Genomic DNA, 22,648 nt, shown 5'->3' with positions numbered 1-22,648 from the left:
CGCGCTCCTCAGGATGAGGGTTGAGCGGTCACTCCGCGTCCGCGGCCATCCGCGCCTTGACGATCTTGTCGGGGTTCTGGACGGGCTCGCCGCGCTTGATCTTGTCGACGTTCTCCATGCCCTCGGTGACCTTGCCCCACACCGTGTACTGGTTGTCGAGGAAGCGGGCGTCGTCGAAGACGATGAAGAACTGGCTGTCGCCGGAATCGGGGCTGGCGGCGCGGGCCATCGAGGTGGTGCCGCGCACATGCGGTTCCTTGTTGAATTCCGCCTTCAGCTTCTTGCCGGAGCCGCCGGTGCCGGTGCCCTGCGGGCAGCCGGTCTGCGCCATGAAGCCCTCGATCACGCGGTGGAACACGATGCCGTCGTAAAAGCCCTCGCGGACCAGTTCCTTGATGCGCGCAACGTGGCCGGGCGCGAGATCGGGCCGCATCTCGATGGTGACGGGGCCCTGCGTGGTCTCGAGGATCAGGGTGTTTTCGGTGACGCTCATGCTCGTCTCTCTTGCGTTGGGGGTGAAGTCTTCCGGTTACGGAACTGGATCGCAAATGGACGTCCCGCGGCGGCGCCGGCCATTGCATCGGTAAATGGCATCGGCGTGCAGCGTTGCAGCGCCTCCATCACCGCGACCCGGTATTGCAGCCGGTCATTGTCGGAGGCCTCCGCGGATTCATAGGTAATCCTCGGATGGCCCAGAATGTTTCCGGCCCGGTTAAAGCTCACGACGACGGTGATGTCGATAGGGCGAGCCTTGCTGGGCGGCGGCGGCTTCCAGCAGGTCCGCAAGTGCTGGAAGATGTCCTGGATGGTGTTGACCTCGGCGTCCCCGGCGGCCGCGCCGGAAACGCCTGAAAGCAGCAGCGCGGCAGCCAGAAGAAGCCTATTGCCATAGCGCGCCATGGCCCCATCCTATTTGATGTCGGAAGCGACCTGGACCTTCACCATCTTGTCGGGATCGGTGACGGCACCGCCGGCCGAACCGGGCGGTGCCTTCTTCAGCTTGTCGACGACGTCCATGCCCTGCACGACCTCGCCGATCACGGTGTACTGGTTATCGAGGCTGCCGCCGTCCGCGAACATGATGAAGAACTGCGAGTTGGCGCTGTCGACGCTGTCGCCGCGCCGCGCCATCCCGACGATGCCGCGGGCGAAATGAACCTTGGAGAATTCCTGCTTCAGGTTCGGATATTTCGAGCCACCGGTGCCGTTGAATTTCTCGCCGTCGCCGGTCTGGGCCATGAAGCCGTCCATGACGCGATGGAAGGGCACGTTGTTGTAATAGCCCTCGCGCGCGAGCTGCTTGATGCGCTCGGCATGCTGGGGCGCAATGTCGGTCCGCAGCTTGATGACGATGCGGCCCTTGGTGGTGTCGATGACGATGGCGTTGGCCTTGTCGAGGTTCGCCGGCAGCTGCTGCGCCACCGCCGGGAGCGCACTGAAGAGCGCGGCAAAGATCGTGGCAAGAATTGCGAGACGACGGATCATGAGAACTCCGGATCAGGTAGGATGACGAATTGCGCCGTTATCCGGCGAATTTGGCCTTGAGCAGGTTGGCGACGAGCGGCGGCACGAAGGTCGAGATATCTCCGCCCATGGCCGCGATTTGACGCACCAACGTGCCGGTAATTGGGCGGACGGCCGGAGAGGCCGGCAGGAACACGGTTTGGACGTCGGGCGCCATGGCGCCGTTCATCCCGGCGAGCTGCATCTCGTAGTCGAGGTCGGTGCCATCGCGCAGACCCCGAATCATGACAGTTGCGCCGTGCCTGCGTGCCGCGGTGACCGCAAGATCGTCGTAGGTCACCGCATCGAGCGTGCAGCCGACCTGGGCCGCAACCGGCCCGCAGACGTCATGGAGCATCTTGAGCCGCTCCTCGGTTGAGAACAGCGGCTTCTTGCCGGGATGGACCCCGATCGCGACCACGAGCCGATCGCACAGGGGGACACTGTTCCGGACCACGTCCAGATGGCCGTTGGTGATGGGGTCAAAGGAACCCGGATAGAAGGCGATACGCGGCATGTCCCCGTCCTACCGCGCCCGGCCCGGCCCGGCAAGCCAGACGGGTTCCCTGCCGGTTTTTCGGCGGCGCCGAGTCGGAATCCCCCGAATTGTTTCGTCCTCGGGACGGCCATGAAACAAAACGAAGTGCGAACGAAACCATTTCGGGCGTCCGCGAAGACGTCCGGAAACTGGCCATGGTTACTAATCCACCCAACGAATGACGGGCCGCACAACTGGGCGTAGCGGCCGCATCACAGGGGACCGTCAATGATCAAGACCATCTCGGCCGTCGCTATTGCCGCGTTTGTTGCCGCCGCTCTCACCGTCCTTCCCGGTTTCGCTCCGTCCGTTGAAGCAAGCGTCCCGCAGCCGCTCGCCAAGAGCGACCGCCTCGATATCCGCACCGTCGGTAGGGACTGCTCGCAGCAGGCCTGGCCGAACTTCGAGGCGTCCTGCCTGCGTCAGGCCGGCACCAAGGCCAATATCCGCGAGGCGCGTCTCGTGACCGCCGACCGGACCCCGTAGTCGAACCTGTCAGCTTCGCGTCATATAAACCCCGAGATAAATCCCATGGATATTTGCGACGTCTCGTCGCAGACTGTCTGATACTCGCGCCCGTCGGAATGGCCCGGCGGGCGCGATCCCATCGGGGGGTCGACCTTGTCCAGTACGCCCGCAGTCGTTTCCGGCCATCACCCTGACCCTCTGCCGATTGCCATGACCATGGGCGCCCTCGGGGTTGTCTATGGCGATATCGGCACCAGCCCCCTCTACGCCCTGAAGGAAGCCGCCAAGGCAGCTGCCCATGGCGCAACGGTGACTCCCGAAGCTGTCCTGGGCGTTGCCTCGCTGATCCTCTGGGCCCTGCTGCTGATCATCTCGCTGAAATATGCGCTTCTGATCCTGCGCGCGGACAATCGCGGCGAAGGCGGCATCGTCGCGCTGCTGGCGCTGCTCCACGCCCGCCACGCCCAGTCCGGCACCTGGCGCGCGCATCTCCTGGTGGTCGGCCTCGTCGGCGCCGCCCTACTCTATGGCGACGGCGCGATCACCCCGGCGATCTCGGTGCTCTCAGCCATCGAGGGTCTCAAGGTCGACGCACCCTCGCTCGCGCCTGTGGTGGTGCCCATCACCGTCGCCATCCTGATCGGGCTGTTCATGATCCAGAAGCAGGGCACGGGCTTCATCGGCCGCATCTTCGGGCCGGTGATGCTGGCCTGGTTCTTCGTGCTGGCCGCGCTCGGCGTCCACGGCATCGTCAAGGCCCCGGCGGTGCTCGCGGCACTGAGCCCGCTCTATGCCTTCAACTTCCTGATCCACCAGGACTTCCACATCTCCTTCGCTATCCTCGGCGCCGCCTTCCTGGCGGTGACCGGCGGCGAAGCCATGTACGCCGACATGGGGCATTTCGGCCGCTTCCCGATCCGGCTCGCCTGGTTCGCGATCTGCCTGCCCGCGTTGGTGCTGAACTATTTTGGGCAGGCCGCGCTGCTGATCACCGATCCCGCGATGATCGAGAACCCCTTCTTTCAGCTCTGCCCGGACGCCCTGCACTATCCGCTGGTCGCCTTCTCGGCGCTCGCGACCGTGATCGCCTCGCAGGCGATCATCTCCGGCGTGTTCTCGCTGACCCAGCAATCGATCCAGCTCGGCTTCCTGCCGCGCATGCAGATCCGCCACACCACGAGCCATGCGATGGGCCAGATCTACGTGCCGCTGGTGAACTGGCTGCTCGCTGCCGCAACGCTCGGCGCGGTCCTGAGCTTCGGCACCTCGGAAGCGCTCGCCGGCGCCTACGGCATCGCGGTGTCGCTGCTGATGGCGATCACCACGCTGCTCGCGGCCCTGGTCGCGATCCAGTGGGGCTATTCGCCGTGGATCGTGGTCGCCGTCAACGGCTTCTTCTTCGTGATCGACGTGATCTTCTTCTCCGCCAATTCGATCAAGCTGTTCGAGGGCGGCTGGTTTCCGCTGCTGCTCGCGGCCCTCGTCGCCTTCATGATGCTGACCTGGCGCAGCGGCGTGAAGCTGGTCGAGGCGGCGCGCGCGAAGCTGCGCCAACCCGAGGAGGACCTGATCGAGACCGCGGTCAACAAGTGCCGCGCCAGACTGCCCGGGACCGCCGTCTTCCTGGCCTCCGCACCGCGCGGCGTGCCGCTGGCGCTGACCCAATTCGTCAAGCACAACCACGTGCTGCATGAGCGCATCGTCCTCGTCACCGTGCTGATCGAGGAATCCCCGCACATCACCGATGAAGACCGCGCCGAGGTGATCGAGATCATCCCCGGTATCACCCGCGTGGTCCTGCACTACGGCTTCATGCAGAATCCGACGATCTATGCCGGCCTGACGCTCGCCTGCCGCCAGGGCAAGCTGCCCGGCATCGACCTCTCCGACATCACCTACTATGTCGGCCGCGAGACCATCATCCCGAGCGAGGACATCCCGGGCATGTGGGTCTGGCGCGAAGGCCTGTTCGCCTTCCTCCAGCGCAACGCCGAACGCTCCGCCGCGTTCTTCGGCGTGCCGACCAGGCAGGTGGTGGAGTTCGGGACCGAGCTGGAGATTTAGGGCCGGGACCTCTATCTCAACGTAAGATTTCGCATTCCCAATGCACGCTTTGGTTGCTACCATCCCTCGGTTATCTTTTTCGGGGGAGCCAGATGTTTGCTCGCATTCTATTGACGGTCATCGCGCTCATATTCGCAGCGACAACGGTCGAAGCAGGTACGCTTTCAGACCTATTGCTTACCGATGCTGTAAAGAGCTTGGACCCCGCCCAACGCGCCGCTAAAGGGGGCATTGGCGTTTCGTTGTGGGTGATCTTGTTCTACATCTTCTATCTGGGCACCATCTGGTCGTTCAACGTGGCGATGTTGCTAACCGAAGGCCAGCTCGCTCCAGACCGACGCAAATTCGCAAAATACTTCTGCCGAGCGAACATCTTTCTCGCCGCCGGCGATACGGCAATGTTTATCGCCTTTTTGACAGCCTATCTATTTCCAGATGCATTCAGCTCACCTGAAGCGTCACAGAAACTGATGCAGTTACTTCTGCTTGGCGTGTTCACAACTTCGCTGACGATGTCAGTCTATTACGCCTATCTCGGCTTTTACTACCGAGAACGATTTGGCGGCGGAGCTTGGGACGTGCTCCTCCTTCTCATCATCGTCTTCTTTGTGATCCGTCTTGTACTGCACTATAATCCAGAGAATGTCTGGTTCAGCATGATGCTCCCGCAAGGACAGCCCAACTACAGTTCGTGGCTACGCAACACTCCGCTCTTTCTCTATGGAATTGGAGCGGTCCTTGTTGTTGGCTATCTGTCTTGGAAGAGCTTGCAGCAGTCTCAAGACGGCATTCAACGGTTGATCGACTGGTGTGTCATCGGCGCGATGTGCGCGCTCTTGTTCTCGTTTGCAATGTACGCGCTTGATGTATTCTACGCACACAAAATTCCGCATGCCTACATCTGGATTATCTATACCCTGAAGACGCTGGCCTACATGGCGGCATTCTTCCTGATGTGGCTTGGAGAATTCCACTATGGCAGGAGGCTACCCGCATAAATCGAACGGACAAGGTTCTCGGCGAAGCGCAATCCGGAATTCTAGGCGCTTGACAGAGCGCATCGCCGGCTTTCGCTTCGCTCCATTCGAGCGACGGACAGACCTACGCCCCGCTCTCCCCGTTCCCGCTCTCGGCCTCTTCCGTGATGTGCTCGACCGAGACGACGTGCTCGTCCTCGGCGGTGTCGAACACGATCACGCCCTGGGTCGAGCGGCCGGCGACGCGGATGCCTTCGACCGGGCAGCGGATGAGCTGGCCCTTGTCGGTGACCGGCATGATCTGGTCGGCGTCTTCCACGGGGAAGGAGGCCACCAGATTGCCGTTGCGGTTGTTGACGCTCATGGCGACGATGCCTTTGCCGCCGCGGCCGGTGGTGCGGTACTCGTAGGACGAGGTCCGCTTGCCGTAGCCGTTGACGGAGACAGTGAGCACGACCTGCTCGGCCGCCGACATCTCGACATAGCTCCTGCGGGAGCTGGAAGCTGCCGGAGGTCTCCTCGGCCTCGGCATCCACTGCGGGCTCCTCGGTCGCGGCCTCGCCGGCGACGGCGCGGCGCATCTTCAGATAGGCCGAGCGTTCGTCCGAAGAGGTCTCGACATGGCGAAGGCCGACTTTTCACCAGCCCGTTTCGGTTGGAGCTGGTCGCCGACAGGTAGAGCCCGGCACGCCCGCTTATCCGAGAATGTGCGACATTCGAGCGCACTCGAATCTTGTCTGGCTCCGTCATGCGACATACGGAGCAACGAATTCCAATGTTTTGTCGATCGGTTAGCCCAGCTATTCGATACGTTCTAAGAACGCTTCCAATTACGACATTTCGAGAGATTCAAAGCTTGATCAACTCGACGCTCGCAATGTCGCGATCTAACACGCGCGAGGGTGCGAAGTCGCGTGAGGTCAGAAGGATCATCCCGCCGGCGCGGCGATCGCCGGATGGGGCGCTGACATGGAATGCGATGGACACGGCCTGCGTGGTCGTGCGGACTATTTTTTAAGGAACACTTTCAAGAGCACAGCCAGCGCACTCGCGCTTGGCTGCTTGCTGATGGCCGTCACGCCGGTGAACGCGCAGACCGCCGGCCAGTCCGGTGCATCCGCGTTGCCGCCGGTGACGGTCGACGCACCCGTTCAGCGCGCGCAACGTCCGGTCCAGGGCCGGCGCAACGCATCGGCGCGGCGCAGTGCGAGCCAGCGGTCCGCTCAACAGGCCAACCGTTCGACAGTACAGCCGGAGCCCCAAGCGCTGGTGGGAACAGCAGCGCGCGTCAACGCCGGCACCAACGGGTTCGTCGCAACGCGCGCCTCTGGTGCGACCAAGACGGATTCACCGATCATGTCGACGCCGGCGTCCATTGCCGTCATCACCCGGGAAGAAATGGACGTGCGGCGCGCCCAGAGCGTCCGCGACCTCTTGCGCTACGCGCCAGGAATCTATTTCAGCAACGATACCGATTTCCGCTTTCAGAACGTCAGCGCGCGCGGCTTCAGCCTCGAAACATATCTGGACGGGCTGCGGCTCCAGGGCGGACCGTTCGGTGCGCCGCGGGTCGATCCCTATTTGCTCGAGCGCGCCGAGGTGATCACCGGGCCGGCATCAATTCTCTACGGCGCCGCCTCGCCCGGCGGCATCCTCAACCTCGTCAGCAAGCGCCCGACTGAAAATCCGTTCGGAGAAGTCTCCCTGCAAACCGGCTCGTTCAATCGGATCCAGGGCGCCTTCGATGTCGGCGGCCCCGTCGACAAGGACAAGACGCTGCTCTACCGCGTCACCGGTATCGGCCTCAACGCCGACACCCAGGTCGACAATATCGGCGAGCAAAGATTTTCGATCGCGCCGGCCTGGACGTGGCGTCCGAGTATCGACACCACCATCACCTTCCTGACGAGCTACCGGCAGGACCCGAAGGGTGGTGCCTTCGCGCTCTTGCCGATCCAGGGCACGCTGGTGCCGGGGACGTTCGGGCAGATCCCGCGCAATTTCTTTGCCGGCGATCTCAACTACGAGACTCTCAAATACAAGCAGGCAACCGCCGGCTACGAGTTCGAGCATCGTTTCGACGACGTCTTCACGGTGCGCCAGAACGTACGCTACCTGCACAATGAGCTCAGCTATGTCGAGGTGCAGCCCGGCGGGTTCACGACGACGGGCGCGGGCGGCACGCTCCGGCTGGTCGACGGCCGCACGATCAACCGGAGCTACTTCTCGACCAACGAGAACCTCGACACATTCGCTGCCGACAACCAGCTCCAGGCCAAGTTCAACATGGGACCGTTGCAGCATACGGTCCTCGCAGGGGTCGACTACCAGCGGTTCGACTTCAACAATCTCGCCCGCTTCGCGGCCACCAACACGCTCGACATCCTGGCGCCGAATTACACGCAGAACATCGCCGTCCCCACGGCGCTCTTCCAGAACCTCGACCAGCACCTGTCGCAGCGCGGCCTCTACGTCCAGGACGAGGCCAGGCTCGGCCGGCTCACCGTGCTCGGCGGAGTCCGCTACGACTGGGCCGAGGGTAATACCCTGGCGCAGAACACCGGCGTTCGCGTCCTGAACGACGACCAGAAGCCAACCGGCCGCATTGGCGCGATCTACAATTTCGACAACGGCATTGCGCCCTATGTCAGCTACTCGACCTCGTTCCAGCCGACCTCGGTCGGCACGCTGCTGAACGGCCAGCCGTTCAAGCCGACCACCGGCGAGCAGTATGAAGGCGGCGTGAAGTATCAGCCGGTCGGGACCAATCTGATGTTCACTGCCGCGGTCTACGATCTCAAGCAGCAGAACGTGGCAACGGTCATCAGCGGCCCCGGCATTCCCGCCAACACCACGGCGCAGGTTGGCGAGGTCAGCTCGCGCGGGTTCGAAGGATCCGTCGTCGGCAGCCCCCTGCCCGGCCTGAGCCTGCGCGGGCAGTACTCCTATCTCGACAACCGGATCAGCTCGCCCCAGGACGTGAATTTCGGCAAGCGGCTCGCCAACGTCCCGATGCACACCGCCTCGCTCTGGGCCAACTATCTGGTGCAGGGCGGTCCCGCCACCGGCTTCGGCTTCGGCGGCGGCGTCCGCTACGTCCACGACATGTACACGACCAACGCCAACAATCTGACGGTTCCGACCATCGTGCCGGGCGTCTTCCTGCCCGCCGCCACGGTGCCGGCCAGCACGGTGTTCGATGCGGTGCTGTCCTATGATTTCGGGATGCGGTATCAGCAGTGGAAGGGCCTCAGTGCGGCGGTGAACGTCAACAACGTGTTCGACAAGACCTATGTCTCGTTATGCACGGCCGGCGGCTGCCGCTGGGCGCTGGGGCGCACGGTGCTGGCGACGCTGACCTACCGGTGGTGAGAGGATGACAGCACAGTCAGTCAAATGGTGGTCGCTGGTCCACAAATGGACCAGCCTAGTCTGCACGCTATTCCTCCTGATGCTTTGCATCACCGGGCTCCCACTGATCTTTCATGACGAGATCGACGAGCTCTTCAAGTCGGAAGCCTCGGCCCGGGAGCTCCCGGCGGATACTCCGCAGGCTCCGCTAAGCCGGCTGGTCGACGCCGCCAAGGCGCGCTATCCGCAGCGCTACCTCCAGGTGCTCGGCTGGGACGACGATCGCGCCAACGTCGTCAACGTATTCCTCTCGGCTACGCCCGAAGCTCCCCCCGGCCAACGTTTCCTGAAGCTGTCATTCGATTCCAGGACCGCGGAACTGATCGGCGAAGACACGCAGCAGGGCGGCCTGATGAGCGCCATCCGCATATTCCACCGCGACATGTTCTTGGGGTTGCCGGGTGAACTGTTTCTCGGCGTCATGGGCCTGCTGTTTGTCATCGCGATCGTTTCCGGCATCATGCTCTACGCGCCCTTCATGCGCCGGCTCAACTTCGGCACGGTGCGTCGTATCGGCGCGTCGCGGGTCAAATGGCTCGACCTGCACAATCTGATCGGCGGAGTGACTCTCATATGGCTGCTTGCCGTCGGCGTCACCGGTGTCATCAACACGATATCGTTGCCGCTGTTCTCCGCCTGGCGCGCGGAGGTGATGCCGGAGCTGATCGCGCCGCACTTGGGTAAGCCGCCGCTTGCGAAATGGGCCGACGTCGACGACGTCATGGCCGCAGCACGTCGCGCGCTCGACGGCAATACGCCGGCCAGCATCATCTTTCCGACGGTCGCACGGTTCGGGACACCACGGCACTTCATCGTCTGGACCAAGGGCACGACGCCGATCACCTCGCGCCTGTTCACGCCCGCGATGCTCGACGCCGAAACCGGGCAGCTCGTCACCGCGCGTGGCTTGCCGTGGTATCTCAGGGCGTTGCAGGTATCGCGCCCGCTTCATTTCGGGGACTACGGCAGCCTACCGCTGAAGATCATCTGGGCGCTGTTCGATCTTGCCGCCATCGTCGTGCTTGCCAGCGGCGTCTATCTCTGGCTCGGCAAGCGCAAATCGCCTCGCGCCACCACGCGCGCGCAGGACGGGCCGCCTGTCGTAGCGACATCCGGGATCCGTCCATGAAGCGCGAGCGCCACACCATGGACGAGATCTTTCGCTGGCCGCTCCTGCTCGCGGGGCTCATCCTTGTCGGGCTGGCGTCGGCGCTGTTCGGCGACGATGGCTGGGACGCGCTGTCCTGGGCAGCACTGGCAATTCCGCTGGCCGTGCTCGGCTGGAAGGCATCGCGCCGGCCGCATCTTCCAGGATCATAGGCCGGACACCGGCGCGTTGTGCCGTGCCGGACCTATCCGGTTGATTGCAACCGTCAACGGGGACGACACCTGACGGGATCGGCTCGATCTACGAACCGTTCCCGTTCTCGCCGTTCCCACTATCGGCCTCTTCCGTGATGTGCTCGACCGAGACGACGTGCTCGTCCTCGGCGGTGTCGAACACGATCACGCCTTGCGTCGAGCGGCCGGCGATGCGGATGCCTTCGACCGGGCAGCGGATCAGCTGGCCCTTGTCGGTGACCAGCATGATCTGGTCGGCGTCTTCCACCGGGAATGAGGCCACCAGATTGCCGTTGCGGTTGTTGACGCTCATGGCGACGATGCCTTTGCCGCCGCGGCCAGTGGTGCGGTACTCGTAGGACGAGGTCCGCTTGCCGTAGCCGTTGACGGAGACGGTGAGCACGACCTGCTCGGCCGCCGACATCTCGACATAGCGCTCCTGCGGGAGCTGGAAGCTGCCGGAGGTCGTCTCTTCGGCCTCGGCATCCGCCGGAGCCTCGTCGACCACGGCTTCGCCGGCCACCGCACGACGCATCTTCAAATAGGCCGAACGTTCGTCCGAGGTGGTCTCCATGTGGCGCAGGATCGCCAGCGAGATCACCTTGTCGCCCTCGGCAAGCGCAATGCCGCGCACGCCCATCGAAGTGCGGCCGGTAAACACGCGCACGTCGGGGACGGGGAAGCGGATGCACTGGCCGCCGGCGCCGGTCAGCAGCACGTCGTCGCGCTCCGTGCAGATCTGCACGTCCACGATCGCTTCATTCTCATCGAGCTTCATGGCGATGATGCCGGAGCGGCGGACGTCGACGAAGTCGGACAGCTTGTTGCGCCGGACGTTGCCGCCGGTGGTGGCGAACATCACGTCGAGGTTGCCCCAGGTCGATTCATCCTCCGGCAGCGGCATGATGGTGGTGATGCGCTCGCCCTGCTCCAGCGGCAGGATGTTGATCAGCGCCTTGCCGCGCGCGTTCGGCGCGGCCATCGGCAGGCGCCAGACCTTCTCCTTGTAGACCTGGCCGCGCGACGAGAAGAACAGCACCGGTGTGTGCGTCGACGCCACGAACAGGCGGCTGACGAAATCCTCGTCGCGGGTCTGCATGCCGGCGCGGCCCTTGCCGCCGCGGCGCTGCGCCCGGTAGGCCGACAGCGGCACGCGCTTGACGTAGCCGGCGTGGGAGACGGTGACGACCATATCCTCGCGCTGGATCAGGTCCTCGTCCTCGACCTCGCCCTCCTGCTCGATGATCACGGTGCGGCGCGGGGTCGCGAACTCGGCCTTCACCTCGGCGAGCTCGGTCTTGATGATGCCCAGCACGCGGGCGCGCGAGCGCAGGATGTCGAGATAGTCGGCGATCTCGCCGGCGAGCTTGTCGAGCTCGTCGCGGATTTCGTCGCGGCCGAGTGCGGTGAGGCGCTGAAGGCGCAGGTCGAGAATGGCCCTCGCCTGTTCCATCGACAGCCGGATCGTGCCGTCCTCGCTGATGCGGTGGCGCGGATCGTCGATCAGCGTCAGCATGTCCTCGACGTCCCGTGCCGGCCAGTCGCGCGACATCAGGGTGTCGCGGGCAGTGGTCGGGTCGGGCGAGGTCCGGATGACGCGGATCATCTCGTCGATATTGGCGACCGCGATCGCCAGACCAACCAGGATGTGGGCGCGATCGCGCGCCTTGGCGAGCAGGAACTTGGTGCGACGCGTGACGACCCGCTCGCGGAAGTCGACGAAGATCGCCAGCAGGTCCTTCAGATGCATGATCCGCGGACGGCCGCTGTCGAGCGCCACCATGTTGACGCCGAAGCTCGTCTGCAGCGGCGTGAATCGGTACAGCTGATTCAGCACCACATCCGGCACGGCGTCGCGCTTCAATTCGATGACGACGCGGTAGCCGTCGCGGTCGGATTCATCGCGCAGGTCGCCGATGCCTTCGATCTTCTTTTCCTTGACCAGCTCGGCGATGCGCTCGACCATCGTCGCCTTGTTCACCTGGTAGGGAATCTCGGTGATGATGATCGCCTCGCGCTCCTTGCGGATGGTCTCGATGGCGACCTTGCCGCGCATGACGATCGAGCCGCGGCCGAGGTGATAGGCGGCGCGGATGCCCGCGCGTCCGAGAATGACACCGCCGGTCGGGAAATCCGGTCCCGGAACGATGTTGATGAGTTCCTCGATGGTGAGCGCAGGATTGTCGATCAACGCGACGCAGGCGTCGATGACCTCGCCGAGATTGTGCGGCGGGATGTTGGTGGCCATGCCGACCGCGATGCCGCCCGCCCCGTTGACCAGGAGGTTCGGGAACTTGGCCGGCAGGACCGACGGCTCGGTTTCGTTGTTGTCGTAGTTCGGCTGGAAGTCGACGGTGTCCTTGTCGATGTCGGCCAGCAGAGCCAACGCCACCTTCGTCAGTCGCGCTTCGGTGTACCGATAGGCGGCCGGGGGATCGCCGTCGACCGAGCCGAAATTGCCCTGGCCGTCGATGAGCGGCACGCGCATCGAGAAGTCCTGCGCCATCCGGACCATGGCGTCGTAGATCGACTGGTCGCCATGCGGATGATATTTACCGATCACGTCACCGACCACGCGCGCCGACTTGACGTACTTCTTGTCGGGCGTGTGCCCCTGCTCGTTCATCGAGTAGAGGATGCGACGATGAACCGGCTTCAACCCGTCGCGCGCATCAGGCAGCGCACGCGCCACGATCACGCTCATTGCGTAATCGAGGTAGGACTTCTTCATCTCCTCGTAGATGGAAACGGGACGAATGTCCGAGGGTTGCGCCGGCTGGTCGCCGGGCTTGTTGTCGTCGTCAGCCAAGGGGAAATCCGGTGAGATTTTATCTGGGAATCATATAGCGCATCGCCCCCCTGATAACCACCCTTGCGAGGTCTGGGGAAGCGGTTTTTCCGACTGTTTTTCCAGAGACTTACGAGCTCAGCACCACTGCCTCGAGGGAAGCCGGAATGAGCCGCATGGAACCACGTCCTAGGCTCCGAAAATCACCCGGTGCATGATCCGTCCAGGCACAAGCGTGAACAGCCCGGCAATCACGAGCGCGCCGACGAACGTCATGATCATGATGCGCCGGTGATCAGTGACGCGATGGGTATGCGCCCGCCACACCGCGAGCGGCAACATCACCAGCGTGAAGATCGACAGGAGATGGATCGGGCTGAACGGCCCGACCAGACGGATCTGGTGGATCCAGAACGACGAGGCCGCCACCACCGCCATCAGCGCCACCCAGATCCAGCCGATCGTCCGGTGCGGTAGCGTGCCCTTGGGGGCGGCAAACTGAACGAGGCCGAGCACGAAGGCGGCCATTGCGGCAAAGGCATGCAGCGGGATCGCCGGAGCAGCCTCAAGCAGTGGCGCAACGCTCATGCAGGGCTTCCTCTAATCGACGGCCGACCCATGTGAATAGGATTAACATCAAGTTAATACCATTCACATCATGCCTCGTCAAAGGCTTGAGGCAGCACATGAGGCAAGCCCGGAAAAACCGAGCTTTGCCCGCCAATTGGTAAGAAATCCTGTCGTTTCAGGCGAGCAAGGTGACATCAGGGGCGAAGCGCCCCCGCCCGCCTCAGAACGGGATATCGTCGTCCATGTCGCTGTTGCGGCCACCACCACCGCCACCACCGCCGCCGCCGGCGGCAACGGCACGGCGCGGCGCGCTGCTGACGGGACCGGAGGAGCCGAAATCGCCGCCCGGCTCGTCGCCGAAGCTGCCGCCTCCACCGCCGCCGCGGCCGTCGAGCATCGTCAGGGTCGAGTTGAAGCCCTGGAGCACGACCTCGGTGGAGTACTTCTCGGCGCCGCTCTGGTCGGTCCATTTGCGGGTCTGGAGCGCGCCCTCGATGTAAACCTTCGCGCCCTTCTTCAGGTACTGCTCGGCGACCTTGCAGAGCCCTTCATTGAAGATCACGACGCGATGCCACTCGGTCTTTTCCTTGCGCTCGCCGCTATTCTTGTCGCGCCAGGTCTCCGAGGTGGCGATGCTCAAATTCGCGATCGGCCGCCCGTCCTGGGTGCGGCGGATTTCGGGATCCTTGCCGAGATTTCCAACCAGAATGACCTTGTTGACGCTTCCCGCCATCGCCGCTCTCCACTCCGAATGCCACTGAATTTTAGAAGGCCCGGGACGCGCCCGCGTCCTCTGCAACCTGTTGACGCGACCTATACGCTTGCGCGGACGGATCGGCCCGTCACCCCTCCACTTATCCCCACATATAGCACCCCTGGCCGGCTCGTTCCAGATTTGTTCTTATGACACCCCTCACCTTGTTGCGTTGGCAAGACGGCACCGCGCTGCACAAAGACGGCCTGCGCCAAATGGAATTTCCCCGAATTCCTGAGGACGGCGAAACAGCTTAACATTCATCAAGTTAGAAGCAGTTCAGATGCCGCCCGACTGTTGCATTCCGGAGACGGACTCCGCCTCCCGCCTAAGCTACGCTTGCTGCGGAATTAGATTCTTATAGGCGTCGCGCCTGATCAGCCGCTTCGGGGACTTCGAAAAGCGGTCAGAAACTGGGGGGACTGCAATGAATAAGATTTTGATTGGTACTATTGGTGCAATCGCGTTGGGGCTGTCGGCTCCCGCAAGCGCGGCAGATCTCGCTGCGCGTCCCTACACCAAGGCTCCAGCACCGATGATCGCGACCATCTACGACTGGAGCGGCTTCTACATCGGTATCAACGGCGGCGGCGGCACCAGCCACAAGTGCTGGGACGTCGATATCGGCGGTGGCGTTCTCGTAGGCGAAGGCTGCCACAACGCGACCGGCGGCACGGTCGGCGGCCAGGTCGGCTACCGCTGGCAGTCAGCCAACTGGGTGTTCGGCTTCGAAGGCCAGGGCAACTGGGCCGATTTCTCGGGTGACAACATCAGTGCTATCAGCGGCCTGCGCGATCGTTCGAAGATCAACGCCTTCGGCCTGATTACCGGTCAGGTCGGTTACGCCTGGAACAACGTCCTGGTCTACGTGAAGGGCGGCGGCGCCGTCGTCAGCGATCGCTACCGCAGCTTCGACGTCGCCAGCGGCCTCGAGTTCGACCGGGCCAACGAGACCCGTTGGGGCGGCACCGTGGGTGCGGGCGTCGAGTTCGGATTCGCCCCGAACTGGACCGTGGGTTTCGAATACGACCACATCTTCCTCGGCAACCGCACCATCGGCTTCACCGGATCCGGCAATTTCGCCCCGCTCGGCGTCGCCACACGCTCCGATCGCATCAGCCAGGACGTCGATATCGGCCTCGTCCGCGTGAACTATCGCTGGGGCGGCCCGCTGATCGCAAGATACTGACATCCCTCTGGGATCGCTTGGAGATCAAAGGCCGGCCTCGCGCCGGCCTTTTTGCGTGGGCAACGGGAATTATAGGTCAGTCACCGTTACGTTTTGCGATTATTGTGGCTTTTGGGAGACACAACTTGCGGCTTTGCTGATGTAAGCACGACATCAGTTGGACCACGGCGTCCGATGTCCTTCCGAACGCACGGAAGGCAAAAACAGAAACCGGGACTGGGATTAGTTTGAAAATGAAGAAGGTTTTGTTGGCTTCGGCCTGTTTGTTCGCTCTCGCTGCTCCGGCTTCGGCCGCTGATCTCGCGGCGCGCCCCTACACCAAGGCTCCGGTGGCGGTGGCCTCGGTCTACAACTGGACCGGCTTCTACCTCGGTATCGTCGGCGGCGGCGCCTGGGAAAACGGTTCCGGCGACCCGAAGATGAAGGGTGGCTTCGTCGGCGGCACCGCCGGCTACAACTGGCAGACCGGTAACGTCGTGTTCGGCGTCGAGGCTGATGGTTCCTGGGCTGATGTCAGTGCTTCGGCGACCGGCGCCACTGTTGTTCCCGGATTCGGCGTTGTGACCGCAACGGCGAGCTCGAAAACCGATGCCATGGGCACCGTGCGCGGCCGTATCGGCTACGCCGTCAATCAGGTCCTGTTCTACGGCACCGGCGGCTACGCCTGGATCGACAACAAGATCACCCTCTCCGCTCTCGGCCTGACCGCGTCGGACAGCAAGTGGCACTCCGGCTGGACCGTCGGCGCGGGCGTCGAGGCGTTCTTCGCTCCGCAGTGGTCGGTCAAGGGCGAGTACCTCTATCGCAGCCTCGGCGGCGAGACCTACTTCTCGGGCGCCCTGCCCACCGGCACGCTCAACTTCCACACCGTGCAGGTCGGCGTGAACTATCACTTCGGGGGCCCGGTGGTCGCGAAGTACTGAGCTTCGCTTCCAACGCACCGCGTTACGAAAGGCCGGCCTTGCGCCGGCCTTTTTGTTTTCGCGCGTCCAGATCCAGGCCAACCGATTCCCAACGTTTTCGGGGAAAGCTGTGGTATCCCGGTGACACAACCTTCGGCTTCAATGGTGTAGAGCAATGACATCGGTTGGGTCATTGGGTCGGCCGTTTTTGGTCGACAAAGAGAAACGAAACTGGGGAATTGAAATGAAGAAGGTTTTGCTGGCCTCGGCCAGTCTGTTCGCACTCAGCGCGTTGGCTCCCGCCTCGGCGGCCGATTTGGCGGCCCGCCCCTACACCAAGGCGCCCATTGCTGTGGCCTCGATCTACAACTGGAGCGGGTTCTACCTCGGCATCAACGGCGGCGGCGCTTCGAGCCGCAACTGCTGGGATGTCAACAATATCTTCGGCGTTGCGGGTCCGGACACGGCTGAAGGCTGTCACAATGCGACAGGCGGCGTCGTCGGTGGCCAGGTCGGTTATCGCTGGCAGTCGGCCAGCTGGGTGTTCGGCCTTGAAGCCCAGGGCGACTGGGCCAATCTGAAGGGCTCGAATACGAGCGTGGCGCTTGCTCCGCTGGTCAACGAGACCAAGATCGACGCGATCGGCCTGTTCACCGGCCAGGTCGGCTATGCCTGGAACAATGTGCTCTGGTACGTGAAGGGTGGCGCGGCGGTCACGCATGCCAAGTACAACGGCACGGTCGTCGGCGTGGTCCTCGACAGCGCAAGCGAGACGCGCTGGGGCGGCGCGGTCGGCACCGGCCTCGAATTCGGCTTCGCGCCGAACTGGTCCGTTGCGATCGAATACGACCATCTGTTCATGGGCAAGCGCAACAACTCGTTCACGATTCTCGGCATCAACGACCGCATCGACCGTATCAAGCAGGACGTCGATATGGGCACGGTCCGCGTGAACTACACCTTCGGCGGCCCGGTTGTGGCGAAGTACTGACCTTCGCCATCAACGCCATCGCGTTACGAAAGGCCGGCTTTGCGCCGGCCTTTTTGTTTTCGCGCGCACGGCGCGAGCGCTTGCGGACAAGTTCCATTTTTCGGCGCGCTGTGACCCTCCGGTGACAGACTGTCGCACCTCGAAGGTTGTATCGAAGATCGCAACAACTTTGGCCTTGGGGGGTCCGTCTTGAACAAGTTTATGCTTGCCGCCGCCGGCATAGTCGCGATGACCACGTCCGTTTCGGCGGCCGACCTGGCGGCGAGCCCCTACACCAAAGCTCCTGCCCCGATGATCGCCGCGGTCTACGATTGGAGCGGCTTCTACATCGGCGCCAACGGTGGTGGCGGCTGGAGCCATAATTGCTGGGACATCGTCACCAACATCCTCGGTGCGCCGGTCACTCCCCCCGCATCGGAGGGCTGCCACACCGCGACCGGCGGCGTGGCCGGCGGCCAGGCCGGCTTTCGCTGGCAGAGCGCGTCGTGGGTGTTCGGCGTGGAAGGCCAGGGCGACTGGGCTCACCTTAGCGGCTCCAATGGACCGAGCCTGGCTGCCGGCGGCGTCGGCTCAGACCGCTCGAAGATCAACGCCTTCGGCCTCGTGACCGGCCAGGTCGGCTACGCCTGGAGCAATGTGCTGTTCTACGCGAAGGGTGGTGCGATGGTTGTGAGCGACAAATACGAGGGCTTCACCACCGCCACCGGCTTCGTGTTCGACAGGGCGAATGAAACGCGCTGGGGCGGAGCGATTGGTGCTGGCCTCGATTTCGGCGTAACGCCCAACATCGTGGTCGGCGTCGATTATGTGCACGGCTTCATGGGATCGCGCGACAACCGCTTTACGTTCAACAACGGCACGTTCTCGCGCGCCGATCGGATCCGCCAGGACGTTGACATTGCAACGGCCCGCGTCAGTTACAGGTTCGGCGGCCCCCTCATCGCCAAATACTGATCTTCGCCTCCGACGCCATCGCGTTACGAAAGGCCGGCCTTGCGCCGGCCTTTTTGTTTTCGCGCGAGGGTGCACCCAACCGTCTTGGAGTCGTGAGGCGCGCGCAAGGCGTCCGCTAATGGCTTTGGCGAGTTGGGGACGTGACATGAAGACGTGGATGCTGGCTGCGGTCAGCCTGTTCGCACTCGGTGCGGTCGCGCCGGCTACCGCCGCCGATCTCCCGATCTACAAGGCGCCGGCGGCCGCCGTTCCCGTCTATGACTGGAGCGGCATCTATGCCGGCATCAACGGCGGCGGCGGCTTGGCCCATGCCTGCTGGGGCGTGACCCGCGCGCTCGGCATCGCTGTCGATCCGGCCGTTGGCGAAGGCTGTCACAATGCGGGCGGTGGCACGGTCGGCGGACAGCTCGGTTATCGCTGGCAGAAGTCGCGTTGGGTGTTCGGCATCGAGGGCCAGGGCAACTGGGCCGACTTCAAGGGCAGCAATGTCAGCGTGGCGCTGCCGCTGTTCACCAACCAGACCAAGATCGACAGCTTCGGCCTGTTCACTGGCCAGATGGGCTACGCCGTCAACAACCTGCTCTTCTATGGCAAGGCCGGCGCCGCGGTGGCGCACGACAAGTACGACACCTTCGTCCCCGGCGTCCCGGCCGCGGTGTTCAACAGCGTCAACCAGACCCGCTGGGGCTACACCATCGGCATCGGCGTGGAATGGGGCTTTGCCGAGAACTGGTCGGTCGGCGGCGAGTACAACCATGTCTTCCTCGGCCATCACAGCGCCGACTTCGCAACGCTCGTCGGCGGCTTCGCCCCGCGCACCGACCGGATCGGCCAGGATATCGACATGGGCCTGATCCGCATCAATTACCGCTGGGGCGGCCCGGTCGTCGCCAAATACTGAGACCAAGCTTCCCTCAGGAACCTCCAAGTCCTGATCATGTGCGGATTGCCCCAAATCCGCATTCAAACGCGAACGAAGGGCTGGCCTCGCGCCCGCCCTTCGCATGTTCCGGGCGCCCCGCTCCTGCCAGATGCCGCCAGCGCGCCAACAATCCGTTGACGATTCGCACACGCCACTGGAAATCCGTCCCCGTTCTTCCTACGTTCGCTGCCATACCCATCGGCGCCGATCCCGGTTCCGGGCGACGCGCGCCTTTTTTGTTGGCGCGATCGCGCACCTTTGGGATTCCTTGAGGGCAACTCGGATGGATGAAGTGATCAAGGCGAAGCGCCAACAGCAGAACGCGGGATCCAGCCTGCGCGCAATTACGATCCGTGGCGCGCGCGAGCACAACCTCAAGAATGTCGACGTCGAGATCCCCCGCGACAAGCTGGTGGTGTTCACCGGGCTGTCCGGCTCCGGCAAATCCTCGCTCGCCTTCGACACCATCTATGCCGAGGGCCAGCGCCGCTACGTCGAATCGCTGTCGGCCTATGCGCGTCAGTTCCTGGAGATGATGCAGAAGCCTGATGTCGACCAGATTGACGGCCTGTCGCCGGCGATCTCGATCGAGCAGAAGACGACCTCGAAGAACCCGCGCTCGACCGTCGGCACCGTCACCGAGATCTACGACTACATGCGCCTGCTCTGGGCGCGCGTCGGCGTGCCCTATTCGCCCGCCACGGGCCTGCCGATCGAGAGCCAGACCGTCTCGCAGATGGTCGACCGCGTGCTGGCGCTGCCCGAAGGCACCCGCCTCTATCTGCTCGCCCCCGTCGTGCGCGGCCGCAAGGGCGAGTACCGCAAGGAGCTCGCCGAATGGCTCAAGAAGGGCTTTCAGCGCGTCAAGATCGACGGCACCTTCCATGAGCTCGCGGAGGCGCCGACGCTCGACAAGAAATTTCCGCACGACATCGACGTCGTGGTCGACCGCATCGTGGTGCGCGCCGACATCGGCCAGCGCCTCGCCGAAAGCTTTGAGACCGCGCTGAAGCTCGCGGAGGGCCTCGCCGTCGTCGAGTTCGCCGATGCGCCTGCAGCGGCTGCGCCCGTCGAGGAGAAGAAGAAGACCGCAAAAATCCACGACAAGAGCGGGCCCGAGCGCATCCTGTTCTCGGAAAAATTCGCTTGCCCCGTCTCCGGCTTCACGATTCCGGAGATCGAGCCGCGCCTGTTCTCGTTCAACAATCCCTACGGCGCCTGCCCGGCCTGCGGCGGCCTCGGCGTCGAGCAGCATGTCGACGAAGACCTCGTCATCCCCGACAAGGAGCTCGCCATCGGCAAGGGCGCGATTGCGCCCTGGGCCAAGTCATCGTCGCCCTACTACGTGCAGACGCTGATTGCGCTCGGCAAGCACTACAAGTTCACGCTGACCACCAAATGGAAGGATCTGCCGAAGAAGACGCAGAACGCGATCCTCCTTGGCTCCGGCGAGGACGAGATCAAGTTCTCCTACGAGGACGGCGTCCGCTCCTACGACACCAAGAAGCCGTTCGAGGGCGTCATCACCAACATCAACCGCCGCTATCGTGAGACCGAGAGCGAGTGGGCGCGCGAGGAGCTCGCAAAATATTTCCACGACGTCCCCTGCGAAGGCTGCAAGGGTTTCCGGCTGAAGCCCGAGGCGCTCTGCGTCAAGATCGGCGGCAAGCATATCGGCGAGATCTCGGAGCTGTCGGTCAGGAAGGCCGGCGAATGGTTCGAGACCGTGCCCGAGGCGCTGAACACGCAGCAGAACGAGATCGCCGGCCGCATCCTCAAGGAGATTCGCGAGCGCCTCACCTTCCTGCTCGACGTCGGCCTCAATTACCTCACCCTGTCCCGCTCGTCCGGTACGCTGTCCGGCGGCGAGAGCCAGCGCATCCGCCTCGCCTCGCAGATCGGCTCGGGCCTGACGGGCGTGCTCTACGTGCTGGACGAGCCCTCGATCGGCCTGCACCAGCGCGACAACGCCCGCCTGCTCGACACGCTGAAGCGCCTGCGCGACCTCGGCAACACCGTGATCGTGGTCGAGCATGACGAGGACGCGATCCTGCTCGCCGACTACGTCCTCGACATCGGCCCCGGCGCCGGCATGCATGGCGGCAACATCGTCGCCGAAGGCACGCCCGCCGAGATCATGCGCAACCCGAAATCTCTCACCGGCAAATATCTGACCGGCGAGCTCGAGGTCGAGGTGCCGGAGCGGCGCCCGCCGAACCATCGCCGCACCATCAAGGTGGTCAACGCGCGCGGTAACAACCTCAAGAACGTCACGGCCGAAATTCCGCTGGGCCTGTTCACGGCCGTCACCGGCGTCTCCGGCGGCGGCAAGTCGACGCTGCTGATCGACACGCTCTACAAGGCCATCGCCCGCAAGCTGAACAACGCCAGCGAAGGCGCCGCCCCCCACGATCGCATCGAGGGCCTCGAGCACATCGACAAGATCATCGACATCGACCAGTCGCCGATCGGCCGCACCCCGCGCTCGAATCCCGCGACCTACACCGGTGCCTTCACGCCGATCCGCGAATGGTTCGCCGGCCTGCCCGAAGCGAAGGCGCGCGGCTACGAGCCTGGCCGCTTCTCCTTCAACGTCAAGGGCGGCCGCTGCGAGGCCTGCCAGGGCGACGGCGTCATCAAGATCGAGATGCACTTCCTGCCCGACGTCTACGTCACCTGCGACGTCTGCAAGGGCAAGCGTTACAACCGCGAGACGCTGGAGGTCCTGTTCAAGGGCAAGAGCATCGCCGACGTGCTCGACATGACCGTCGAGGAAGCCGCCGACTTCTTCAAGGCGGTGCCGCGCGTGCGCGAAACCTTCCAGACCCTGCACCGCGTCGGCCTCGACTACATCCATGTCGGCCAGCAGGCCACCACCCTCTCCGGCGGTGAGGCCCAGCGCGTCAAACTGGCAAAAGAGCTGTCCAAGCGCGCCACCGGCCGCACGCTCTACATCCTGGACGAGCCGACCACCGGCCTGCACTTCCATGACGTCAAGAAGCTGCTGGAGGTGCTGCACGAGCTGGTCGCCCAGGGCAACACGGTCGTCGTCATCGAGCACAATCTCGAAGTCATCAAGACCGCCGACTGGGTCATCGACCTCGGCCCCGAAGGCGGCGACGGCGGCGGCGAGATCGTCGCCTGGGGCCCGCCGGAGGATATCGCGAAGGCGCCAAGGAGCTATACGGGCAAGTTTCTGGAGCCGGTGCTGAAGAAGGCGCGGAAGCCGAAGCGGCGGAGCACGAGCGAGGCGGCGGAGTAGAATTCATTCCGCCT

The 22,648-nt window shown here is 63.7% G+C and carries 19 protein-coding genes and 1 pseudogene; 12 read left to right on the top strand and 8 right to left on the bottom strand.

Features of this window, described 5'->3' with window-relative positions; translation table 11 throughout:
- Positions 1-28 precede the first annotated feature (28 nt).
- From IVB46_RS11440 to coaD, 4 genes are read right to left on the bottom strand one after another with little or no spacing between them, the layout of a single operon-like run.
- Entirely contained in the window at positions 29-493 is a 465-nt protein-coding gene (locus IVB46_RS11440) for a peptidylprolyl isomerase (RefSeq protein WP_071913717.1), read from the bottom strand.
- Entirely contained in the window at positions 490-900 is a 411-nt protein-coding gene (locus IVB46_RS11435) for a hypothetical protein (protein ID WP_063983169.1), read from the bottom strand. The genes IVB46_RS11440 and IVB46_RS11435 overlap by 4 nt, the downstream gene beginning before the upstream one ends.
- Before the next feature lie 9 nt (positions 901-909).
- Positions 910-1,485, bottom strand: a complete 576-nt coding sequence (locus IVB46_RS11430; protein ID WP_247305461.1) for a peptidylprolyl isomerase — start codon at positions 1,483-1,485, stop codon at positions 910-912.
- A gap of 37 nt (positions 1,486-1,522) precedes the next feature.
- On the bottom strand, positions 1,523-2,020 hold the full coding sequence (gene coaD, locus IVB46_RS11425) for a pantetheine-phosphate adenylyltransferase (protein WP_014495113.1): 498 nt from the start codon (positions 2,018-2,020) through the stop codon (positions 1,523-1,525).
- 249 nt (positions 2,021-2,269) lie between these two features.
- Between coaD and IVB46_RS11420 the strand changes: the two genes are divergently transcribed.
- The 3 genes from IVB46_RS11420 to IVB46_RS11410 all read left to right on the top strand — a co-directional run bounded on the left by IVB46_RS11420 (position 2,270) and on the right by IVB46_RS11410 (position 5,571).
- On the top strand, positions 2,270-2,527 hold the full coding sequence (locus IVB46_RS11420; protein WP_212483639.1) for a hypothetical protein: 258 nt from the start codon (positions 2,270-2,272) through the stop codon (positions 2,525-2,527).
- Positions 2,528-2,719: 192 nt separating this feature from the next.
- The gene (locus IVB46_RS11415) at positions 2,720-4,573 is read left to right on the top strand and encodes a KUP/HAK/KT family potassium transporter (protein ID WP_247305449.1); all 1,854 of its coding nucleotides are present in this window, start codon (positions 2,720-2,722) and stop codon (positions 4,571-4,573) included.
- A 92-nt stretch (positions 4,574-4,665) separates the two neighbouring features.
- A complete protein-coding gene (locus IVB46_RS11410; RefSeq protein WP_247305447.1) occupies positions 4,666-5,571 on the top strand; it encodes a hypothetical protein in 906 nt (301 codons plus the stop codon).
- Positions 5,572-5,674: 103 nt separating this feature from the next.
- Here IVB46_RS11410 and IVB46_RS11405 read toward each other — a convergent pair.
- Positions 5,675-6,179, bottom strand: a pseudogene (locus IVB46_RS11405) (DNA gyrase C-terminal beta-propeller domain-containing protein); the annotation flags it as partial.
- 439 nt (positions 6,180-6,618) lie between these two features.
- Here IVB46_RS11405 and IVB46_RS11400 point away from each other — a divergent pair.
- From IVB46_RS11400 to IVB46_RS11390, 3 genes are read left to right on the top strand one after another with little or no spacing between them, the layout of a single operon-like run.
- Positions 6,619-8,922, top strand: coding sequence for a TonB-dependent siderophore receptor (locus IVB46_RS11400; RefSeq protein ID WP_247305444.1), 2,304 nt, complete (start codon positions 6,619-6,621; stop codon positions 8,920-8,922).
- Between the two features lie 4 nt (positions 8,923-8,926).
- Positions 8,927-10,090 carry a PepSY-associated TM helix domain-containing protein gene (locus IVB46_RS11395; protein WP_247305440.1) on the top strand — a complete coding sequence of 388 codons (1,164 nt, stop codon included), beginning with the start codon at positions 8,927-8,929 and terminating at the stop codon, positions 10,088-10,090.
- Positions 10,087-10,281, top strand: a complete 195-nt coding sequence (locus IVB46_RS11390; protein WP_063983163.1) for a hypothetical protein — start codon at positions 10,087-10,089, stop codon at positions 10,279-10,281. The genes IVB46_RS11395 and IVB46_RS11390 overlap by 4 nt, the downstream gene beginning before the upstream one ends.
- Before the next feature lie 88 nt (positions 10,282-10,369).
- On the opposite strand, the gene gyrA is transcribed toward IVB46_RS11390, so the two are convergent.
- The 3 genes from gyrA to IVB46_RS11375 all read right to left on the bottom strand — a co-directional run bounded on the left by gyrA (position 10,370) and on the right by IVB46_RS11375 (position 14,393).
- Positions 10,370-13,111, bottom strand: coding sequence for a DNA gyrase subunit A (gene gyrA / locus IVB46_RS11385; RefSeq protein ID WP_063983162.1), 2,742 nt, complete (start codon positions 13,109-13,111; stop codon positions 10,370-10,372).
- A gap of 168 nt (positions 13,112-13,279) precedes the next feature.
- Positions 13,280-13,678 carry a DUF2306 domain-containing protein gene (locus IVB46_RS11380; protein ID WP_247305437.1) on the bottom strand — a complete coding sequence of 133 codons (399 nt, stop codon included), beginning with the start codon at positions 13,676-13,678 and terminating at the stop codon, positions 13,280-13,282.
- 202 nt (positions 13,679-13,880) lie between these two features.
- The gene (locus IVB46_RS11375) at positions 13,881-14,393 is read right to left on the bottom strand and encodes a single-stranded DNA-binding protein (protein ID WP_247305434.1); all 513 of its coding nucleotides are present in this window, start codon (positions 14,391-14,393) and stop codon (positions 13,881-13,883) included.
- Positions 14,394-14,841: 448 nt separating this feature from the next.
- Here IVB46_RS11375 and IVB46_RS11370 point away from each other — a divergent pair, with 448 nt between their 5' ends.
- From IVB46_RS11370 to uvrA, 6 genes are all read left to right on the top strand, one after another.
- The gene (locus IVB46_RS11370; protein ID WP_247305431.1) at positions 14,842-15,603 is read left to right on the top strand and encodes an outer membrane beta-barrel protein; all 762 of its coding nucleotides are present in this window, start codon (positions 14,842-14,844) and stop codon (positions 15,601-15,603) included.
- Between the two features lie 233 nt (positions 15,604-15,836).
- Positions 15,837-16,526, top strand: a complete 690-nt coding sequence (locus IVB46_RS11365; RefSeq protein ID WP_085404689.1) for an outer membrane protein — start codon at positions 15,837-15,839, stop codon at positions 16,524-16,526.
- 223 nt (positions 16,527-16,749) lie between these two features.
- Positions 16,750-17,496, top strand: coding sequence for an outer membrane beta-barrel protein (locus IVB46_RS11360; RefSeq protein WP_208086988.1), 747 nt, complete (start codon positions 16,750-16,752; stop codon positions 17,494-17,496).
- Positions 17,497-17,685: 189 nt separating this feature from the next.
- Positions 17,686-18,450 carry an outer membrane beta-barrel protein gene (locus IVB46_RS11355; protein ID WP_247305428.1) on the top strand — a complete coding sequence of 255 codons (765 nt, stop codon included), beginning with the start codon at positions 17,686-17,688 and terminating at the stop codon, positions 18,448-18,450.
- Positions 18,451-18,595: 145 nt separating this feature from the next.
- Entirely contained in the window at positions 18,596-19,351 is a 756-nt protein-coding gene (locus IVB46_RS11350; protein ID WP_166096658.1) for an outer membrane beta-barrel protein, read from the top strand.
- Between the two features lie 304 nt (positions 19,352-19,655).
- Positions 19,656-22,634, top strand: coding sequence for an excinuclease ABC subunit UvrA (uvrA, locus tag IVB46_RS11345; protein WP_247305425.1), 2,979 nt, complete (start codon positions 19,656-19,658; stop codon positions 22,632-22,634).
- The last annotated feature ends 14 nt before the right edge of the window (positions 22,635-22,648 follow it).

This window comes from Bradyrhizobium sp. 61, assembly GCF_023073075.1.
Lineage (GTDB): Bacteria > Pseudomonadota > Alphaproteobacteria > Rhizobiales > Xanthobacteraceae > Bradyrhizobium > Bradyrhizobium barranii.
This window is presented reverse-complemented; position numbering and strand designations above follow the sequence as displayed.